Below are 8309 nucleotides of genomic sequence, written 5' to 3' on the forward strand. Positions count from 1 at the left end.
CGATGATGTCACCGCTATCGTTGCCGAAAATTAAGTCGCCTTCAGATGTGGCAATTGTGCTGCCAACCGCAGTACCGTAGTCGCCGAGGATGGTGTCAGAACCTTGATTGCCGTAAAGTGTGTCGGAACCAGTTTCGCCGAAAATGCGATCGCTCCCTTTGCCTGCAAACACCAAATCTTGGCCGTTGCCGCCCAGCAAAGTGTCGTCGCCGGATTGGCCGAACAGTAAGTCGTTGCCATTGCCTCCAAACAGCAAATCTTGCCCGTCAGGGTCGCTATCTAGGGAGTTGAGGACGGCGCCGAACAGCGTATCGTCTCCGCTGTCGCCGTAGAGGCTGTCAGGGCCCTTGTCGCCGAAAATCAGGTCGCCTTGTTTGCCACCAAAGGCGATGTCAGGGCCTTTGCCGGCGAAAACCGTGTCTGGGCCTTGAGTGCCAGCAATGGCGTCGTCCTCTGAACCGCCGAAAATCAAATCGCCGTCGTCGCCGGTGAGGTCGATGTCGTTGCCGTTGTCGCCGACGATCGTGTCTGAACCGCGATCGCCTGACAATAAGTCGGCACCGCGATCGCCAAAAATGCGATCGGCTTGTTTCCCTCCGAACACCACATCATTGTCTTTGCCCGCGTAAACGATATCGTTGCCTTTATCGGCGGCGATGAAGTCTCGCTGTTGGTTGCCAAACACAATGTCTGAGCCGCTTTCACCTAAAACTGTGTCGTCCCCAGTGAAAGAAACAAACAGTTCGTTAGCGTCGTTTCCGGTTAAATAGTCGTTTCCGGGAGTACCGAGGAGAGTGTTTTGGATGTCGGTGAGTTGTGCGGCGTTTGAGTCGAAGTTGAGTATTTGTTCGCGCTGGGGTTGGATAAATGCGATCGCAGGCACCAGGGGTAGGGGGTCGCAACCGCAGCCTGTATCAGGTTCGGGAACTGGGGCGAAAATAGGCGTCGGCGTTGTTTCGGGTGTTCCCGTCGGCGTCGGTGTTGTTTCGGGCGTTGTTTCGGGTGTTCCCGTCGGCGTCGGCGTTGTTTCGGGCGTTGGCGTCGGTGCGGGCGTCGGTGTCCGCACGGGCGGTGGTGTTGGTGTTGGCGGTGGTGTTGGTGTTGGCGGTGGTGTTGGTGCGGGCGTCGGTGTTGGTGTTGGTGCGGGCGGTGGTGTTGGTGCGGGCGTCGGTGTTGGTGTTGGTGTTGGCGGTGGTGTTGGTGTTGGCGGTGGTGTTGGTGCGGGCGTCGGTGTTGGAGAAATTGGTTGCAAGACAGCAGCTACAGTAGCGCTGGCGGGTGCAGTTGCGCCGCCGTTGTCTGTAGCGCTGTAGGTGAAATTTGCTGTTGTAAAGTTGGCTGTCGATTGAAAGAATAATTGTCCTATTTGTGCTGGGGTGAGAGTTTGACCTGCGCTGACAATTCTGCCGCCAGTCTCGGGATTGCCTAAAAATATTGCCCCTTGATTAGCTGCTGGGACGGTGTTGATGGTGAAGGATGCGATCGACCCGTCGGGGTCTGTGGCGCCCAATCCGGCGATCTCGACAGTGCTGCTGGCGGGGATGTTGAGGTTGACGTTGTTGGCGACTGGCGGTTGGTTTTGCGGGGGCAGCACCGCCGATACTGTGGCAGTGGCGGGGCTGGTAGCGCCGAGGTTGTCTGTGGCGCTGTAGGTGAAATTAGCGCCTGTAAAACCGGGCGCCGACTGAAAGAACAATTGCCCTACTTGAGCCGGAGTCAGGGTTTGACCTGCACTGACGGCAGTGCCTCCGGTGCTGGGGTTGCCTAAAAATATTGCCCCTTGATTAGCTGCTGGAACGGTGTTGATGGTGAAGGATGCGATCGACCCGTCAGGGTCTGTGCCGCTGAGTCCTGCGATCGCTGATTGACTGCTGGGGGCAACGATCGCGTTGACGTTGTTGGCGACCGGCGGCTGGTTGGGGGGAGTCGGGGTAACAGGCGGAATGTTGACAGCAGCCACAGTAGCGCTGGCGGGTGCAGTTGCGCCGCCGTTGTCTGTAGCGCTGTAGGTGAAATTTGCTGTTGTAAAGTTGGCTGTCGATTGAAAGAATAATTGTCCTATTTGTGCTGGGGTGAGAGTTTGACCTGCGCTGACAATTCTGCCGCCAGTCTCGGGATTGCCTAAAAATATTGCCCCTTGATTAGCTGCTGGGACGGTGTTGATGGTGAAGGATGCGATCGACCCGTCGGGGTCTGTGGCGCCCAATCCGGCGATCTCGACAGTGCTGCTGGCGGGGATGTTGAGGTTGACGTTGTTGGCGACTGGCGGTTGGTTTTGCGGGGGCAGCACCGCCGATACTGTGGCAGTGGCGGGGCTGGTAGCGCCGAGGTTGTCTGTGGCGCTGTAGGTGAAATTAGCGCCTGTAAAACCGGGCGCCGACTGAAAGAACAATTGCCCTACTTGAGCCGGAGTCAGGGTTTGACCTGCACTGACGGCAGTGCCTCCGGTGCTGGGGTTGCCTAAAAATATTGCCCCTTGATTAGCTGCTGGAACGGTGTTGATGGTGAAGGATGCGATCGACCCGTCAGGGTCTGTGCCGCTGAGTCCTGCGATCGGCACAGCACTGCTGGGGGCAACGATCGCGTTGACGTTGTTGGCGACCGGCGGCTGGTTGGGGGGAGTCGGTGCGGGAGTGGGAGTCGGTGCGGGAGTCGGCGCAGGGGCGATGCTGGTGGCAACAGTTGCGCCGGGATCGCTGCCGTTATTGTTGCCGGGATTCGGGTCATTAGTGGTTGAGCTACTTCTGGCCGTGTTCCTGACAGTGCCCGTCGCCGGGACTGGGAATGTGACAGTCCGGCTGACTGTCACCCCATCAGCTAAGCTGGGAATCGGCGGAAAGCTGACAATGCCTGTGGCTGGGTTGTAAATACCGCCGTTGGATGCTGTGACGCCCGTTAAACCAGGAACGATGCTGTCTGTAACGGTGATGTTGGCGGCGGTATTCGGCCCTCTGTTTTGCGTGAGAATCGTGTACGTGACAGTTGACCCAGGGGTGGCAGTAGCGGGGCCAGTTTTGCTGGTGGCGATATCGGCACTGCCTGCAACTGTGGTTATGACAGTTGTTGTGACAGTAGATGCGGGTTGAGAACCGTTGTTGTTGGCGGGGTTGGGGTCTGGGGTAGTTGAGGTGCTGCTGGCAGTATTGGCGACGCTGCCGCTGGCGGGAACTGCAAAACTGACGGTTCTGCTGACGCTGGCTGCACTGGCTAGAGATGCGATCGCACTCCAAGTCACAATACCTGTAGTTGCGCTGTAACTCCCGCCGTCGGAGACGCTGACTCCCGTCAAACCCGGAACGATGCTATCGGAAACCGCCACATTGGCGGCCGGATTCGGCCCGCTGTTGGCCGCCGTAATCCTGTAGGTGACAGTCGATCCCGGAGAGGCGCTGGCGGGCCCGGTTTTGACGGTAACTACGTCGGCGCTGGCTGCAACTGTGGTGGTGACTGTCGCTGTAGGGCTGCTGCCGTTATTGTTGCCAGGATTGGAGTCTGGGGTAGTTGAGGTGCTGCTGGCAGTATTGGCGACGCTGCCGCTGGCGGGAACTGCAAAACTGACGGTTCTGGTGGCGGTGGCTGCACTGGCTAGAGATGCGATCGCACTCCAAGTCACAATACCTGTAGTTGGGCTGTAACTCCCGCCATCCGACACGCTGACTCCCGTCAAACCCGGAACGATGCTGTCGGAAACCGCCACATTGGCGGCCGGATTCGGCCCGCTGTTGGCCGCCGTAATCCTGTAGGTGACAGTCGAACCCGGGGCCGCACTGGCGGGCCCGCTTTTGACCGTAACTACGTCGGCGCTATTCGTGATGCTTGTGATGACTTGCGCTGTAGGTTGAGAACCGCTGTTGTTTGCGGGTACAGGATCGATCGTGCTGCTGTTGCTGAATACAGTGTTGGTAATAGCACCGAGTGTAGTTGGGGCCGTAACAGTTAAGGTGCGGGTAACGCTGGCCCCAACAGCTAAATTCGGAATACTCGGCCAGGTGACTAATCTCGTTGTCGGGTTGAAAGTGCCACCGCCCTCGGCACTGCCAAACACTGCCCCTCGGGGCAGTTGGTCTTGAATTCGTACGTTTTCGGCTGCGTTCGGGCCGTTATTTACTGTGGTAATTGTGTAAGTAATGCTGCTGCCCGGTGCCGCTGCGGCCGGGCCTATTTTCGTTGTGGCAACATCTGCTGTAGTCAGCGGCACGTCTATAGTTTGGATCGACAAAGTGCGAACGTCGTGAATATTTGTAGCGTCTCCCGTTGAAGCAGCAAAACCAAATTTGAACGTGGACGGAATTGACCCGTTGATGGTGGCTAAATTGCCAATGTCGATAATCGTCTCGCCCGCATCGGTAAACGAACCGTTATTGTTGAGATCGAAGCTAACAGTGAGACGGTTTGGCGTTACAGAAGTGGGAGGTTGCAATATAACTTGAACTCTTCTTCTTGCTGCGGCGCGAGTCGTAGTAACAGTGTTGTTCGGCCCGTTTGGAGGCAGAGGATTTACGGTATCGGGAAGATTATCTACTCCCCCCGGCAAAAACGTAGAAGTTAAAAACTCATATCCTGCCGCTTCGCGACCTCGAAGCGTCACCGAATCTGGTAGAATGCCCGAATTTCCGCCTACGCGCCCTTGAGTTGGAGTTGAAAAGTTTCCGAATTCATCAAATCCAATTCCTAAATAACCGCCGACTAAACCGGGCAGGTTTGTATCTGTATTTTGGGCATAGCCGAGGGAACCTCCATAGCCTCCAGCTTGTGTCGGCGTCGCAGTACCGTCAATTAAAAAGAAACTTGTGCCGTCTCCTTTGAGACCTGGTGGTAAATTCGGACGTGAAGTGCCGTTGTAGGCAAATATATCGAAGACAATTTTAAGGCCGCTGCTGACTGGTACCGGACTATCATAGATGACAAAAGTAGATTGATCGAACCTGCTGGAAGTTAATCTCAAAGCCCCGCTACCCACCGGGTCGATGTTCAAACCCGGAAAACTCTCGGTTCCGGTTCCTGAGGTTAAAGCTGGAGTGTCTGATGTGCCTGTTACCCCAGATAGCCAAGGCCCTGTCAGGTTTGCGTCTTGAAAAGTTTCGTCAACTAAAGTCGCGAGGACACCGCTGTATGTTTCCTGCGTTTTTGTTTCAAAGGCTATTGCGGTTTTGACTCGTCCTGCTGCGACATTTAATTGCCAGTTTCCTCCTAATTTTGCGCTGCCGATGAGATTGTTGGCGGCGGCTATATTTGCCCCTGTTAATTCTCTCAGCTTCCGCACGAAAGCACGGCCTGATTTTCCAGTTCCCACCCTGCACGCTAACAATAAAATATCCGCTGTTTGGCTGAAGGCATTTCGCCACTGCTGCAAATGCCGATCGTACTTTGACAAGTTTTCACCCTTCAGTACAGTTGACCCCAGTTGCACCGCAGCTTCGCCGCCGTGAGCAACTATCTGAAGGCTGGCAATGGAGTTGCGTTGAGCTAGAATTTCGGTAATTTGTGCTACTCCGTCCCAAGTGCGATCGAGTACAATTACCTCAGTCCCCGCTCTGACTCCGCTGGCAAGATGCTGATAATTCTCTACCCTCGGATCGATGCAAACTAAATGTTTTTTATGTTCGGCTTTGACGCGAAGACTGGATTTTGTTAAACAGTAAATATCGCTCGGGCGATCGCCCGCTAACGGCTCCAAAATCACAGCAGCTTTTATGCAATCTGTGTCGCGGCGATCGCAACTTAATTTTTGATTTTGGCAAGAGTAGTTGCACGAAAATTTTTGCATGAGTTAGATAGATCCCTGATTTGCTACTTGTGAACCTTCAATGGCAAATATTATTGTTAATTCCTAAGTAGATGAGCGATAAAATATATTATAATCCCTGGACGCAGCGAGTGAAACGCTCGTTCGTAGCGCTCTAGAGATGAAAGCAATCGCTCTTGTTGTGATAGCTTGACCTTCTGTAACCGACCAAAAAATATTTGCACCTACCTACTTGATCTGGAATAGATAATTGCTAATTCATCTGTTTCGGATAGTTAACAATTTCCATTTACGGCGATTTTTTTGGGAGCGACATCTTCCCAAAGTAACAGTTAGCTGCATTTACCGGGGAAGTCGGGCGTTTTTTAGCCAACTCTGAGTTTTCGCAGAAAAATAATACCAATTATTAAAACTCATGCAACAGTATTTGTAGGTGCGGCTCCATTCTTTAATCCCTTGGATTCAATCGACTTTTCGAGCGGATCGGCACCTTACACGATCGTTGAGCAAACAAGCCCAACAATTGTTGTGTAGCAAGAGTTTTTATAAATGGTAAAATTTTTAGTTTTAAACGCAAAAATCCGGGTGCGATGTCCGAAAATACGCCGTGGAGCCCGAGATTTGGTTGCAACAATCGGTTGAAAATCCTTCGTGTTTGTAGCGAGGACTTAAGTCCTCTGACTTTTCTGAGGACTTATACCAATTTAATGTGAAGTTGCACATATTCCGATCCCCTCGCATCCCTCTCGTTACAGGAGGAAAAAAGCTCGAAATCTTGTCCCCCCCTCCCACCAGGGGGAGTAGGGGGCAAGTTAAGGGGGGATCTGATTCGGGAGCATCCTCATAAAAAATTGGTATTAAGTCCTCACTACCAACCAATTTTATGCAGCTCTACCGACTGATTTGCAGATATCTATTCCAGTAAAATAACCGTTATAACGTTTGTAGTGAGGGCTTATAGCCCAATACGGTTCACGATCGACTCTTATACTCGGGGATCCCCCTCGCATCCGGGCTCACGCAGGGGAGTAGGGGTTGACTTTGAGAAGATTCTTGTCCCACCCCCTACTCCCCTTGGTTCGGGGGGTGCCAGGGTGATCGGTCGATCGTGAACTGTATTGGCTTATAGCCTTTCTCAGATAGATGAGGTACAAGTTTAAATTTGAGATTTTCCATTTTTCGATTTGAGATTTGAGATGGGTGGATTGAGGAATTGTTAATTAATTGGTCAATCCCTCATTTTTTGAGAAAGGCTATAAGTCTTCTAACTTTTATGAGGACTTGAGTCCGAACGCTCAAACCTTTTTGATTTCAGGTAGACCGGACAGCGTATAAGTCAATAGGCTTGGGTTAAGATTTGTTTGTCCGCAGCGATCGCGCGTGAGAGCAATCGAGCGTATCTATTTTTCACATGGTTTTACCGGCCGGACTGTCTTAACCCAAGCGTATTGGGATATATAGCGGTTCTCACAAAGATGAGGTATTCACCAATAAATTAACAATTACAAAATCCCACAATCCCCGAACCCCCAATCCCCCAATCCTCCAATCTTCCAATTCCCCAATTCTTTAATCTCAAATCTAAAAATGGAAAATCTCAACTTATACCTCATCTATCTGAGAAAGGCTATAAGTCCCAAGCTGGAGGTTAGTTAAGTTTTAATATCATGTCCGTCGAATGACCATACTAAGGAATGGAAATTTAATAACTTAAGCGACTTGCTTGTTACTTTCGCTCTGCCTGGTAACACAGATCCGGAGGAAGAGCCTCCTTTCACGAACCAGCTTATAGGAGAAAGGACTGTAGGAGCTGTTTAAGTTATTAAATTTTCGTTCCTAAGATTGGTTTGAGCGTTCGGAATGCGAGTCCTGGGATGGATGCGGACTCGCATTCCTCAGGAGCGAACCTTTTGTATTCCGGTAATTGACTGCACAGCATATAAAATATTGAGAAACTCGGTTTGTTCACAAACCGGGTTTCTCAATGTTAGGCAAAATCAGGCGCATTTAATGCGCTGTGCTTTTTACTTGGAAAAAGTCACAAAATTCTGAGCAGTAATAGCATTATTAGCTCCTAAAACATTAGCTAAAACCTGCCCAGTGGAGGCAAATTGCAGGACAGTGCCGTTCGCCGTGGAGTGAATTTGCAACTGATCGAAAGTCAAGCCGCCAGCTAAAGCAAACTTGTCGATTCCTACTTCAAAATTGAGGATAGTATCGATACCTGTGTTGCTATTTAAGACAAAGCGATCGCTCCCAGTACCTCCAATTAAAGTATCCTCTCCGCCGTCGCCAAACAGCCAGTCGTCCCCTGCACACCCGTTGAGAATGTCGTTATCTGCCCCTCCATAGAGAGTATCGTTACCCTCATCACCGTTGAGGGTATCGTTACCGTCATCGCCGTAGAGAAGATCGTCGCCACTGCCGCCGTCGATGCAGTCTTGCTGGCCGATCGCACCCCCGGAGCTTGAATCGTCGTCCCCGCGATCGCCGCTTATGGTATCGTTGCCATCATCGCCGCACAAAATATCGCTGCCCGAGTCACCGTAAATCAAGTCATCGC

The 8309-nt window shown here is 52.0% G+C and carries 2 protein-coding genes; both read right to left on the reverse strand.

The window, feature by feature from the left end:
• Window positions 1-5767: DUF4347 domain-containing protein (locus tag QUB64_RS32510; protein ID WP_333325919.1), on the reverse strand; the 5767-nt coding region annotated here is incomplete at its 3' end.
• Window positions 5768-7770: 2003 nt separating this feature from the next.
• On the reverse strand, window positions 7771-8309 hold a 539-nt coding region (locus QUB64_RS32515; protein ID WP_333278672.1), incomplete at its 5' end, for a calcium-binding protein.

This window comes from Microcoleus sp. Aus8_D2 (genome assembly GCF_036702665.1).
GTDB lineage: Bacteria > Cyanobacteriota > Cyanobacteriia > Cyanobacteriales > Microcoleaceae > Microcoleus.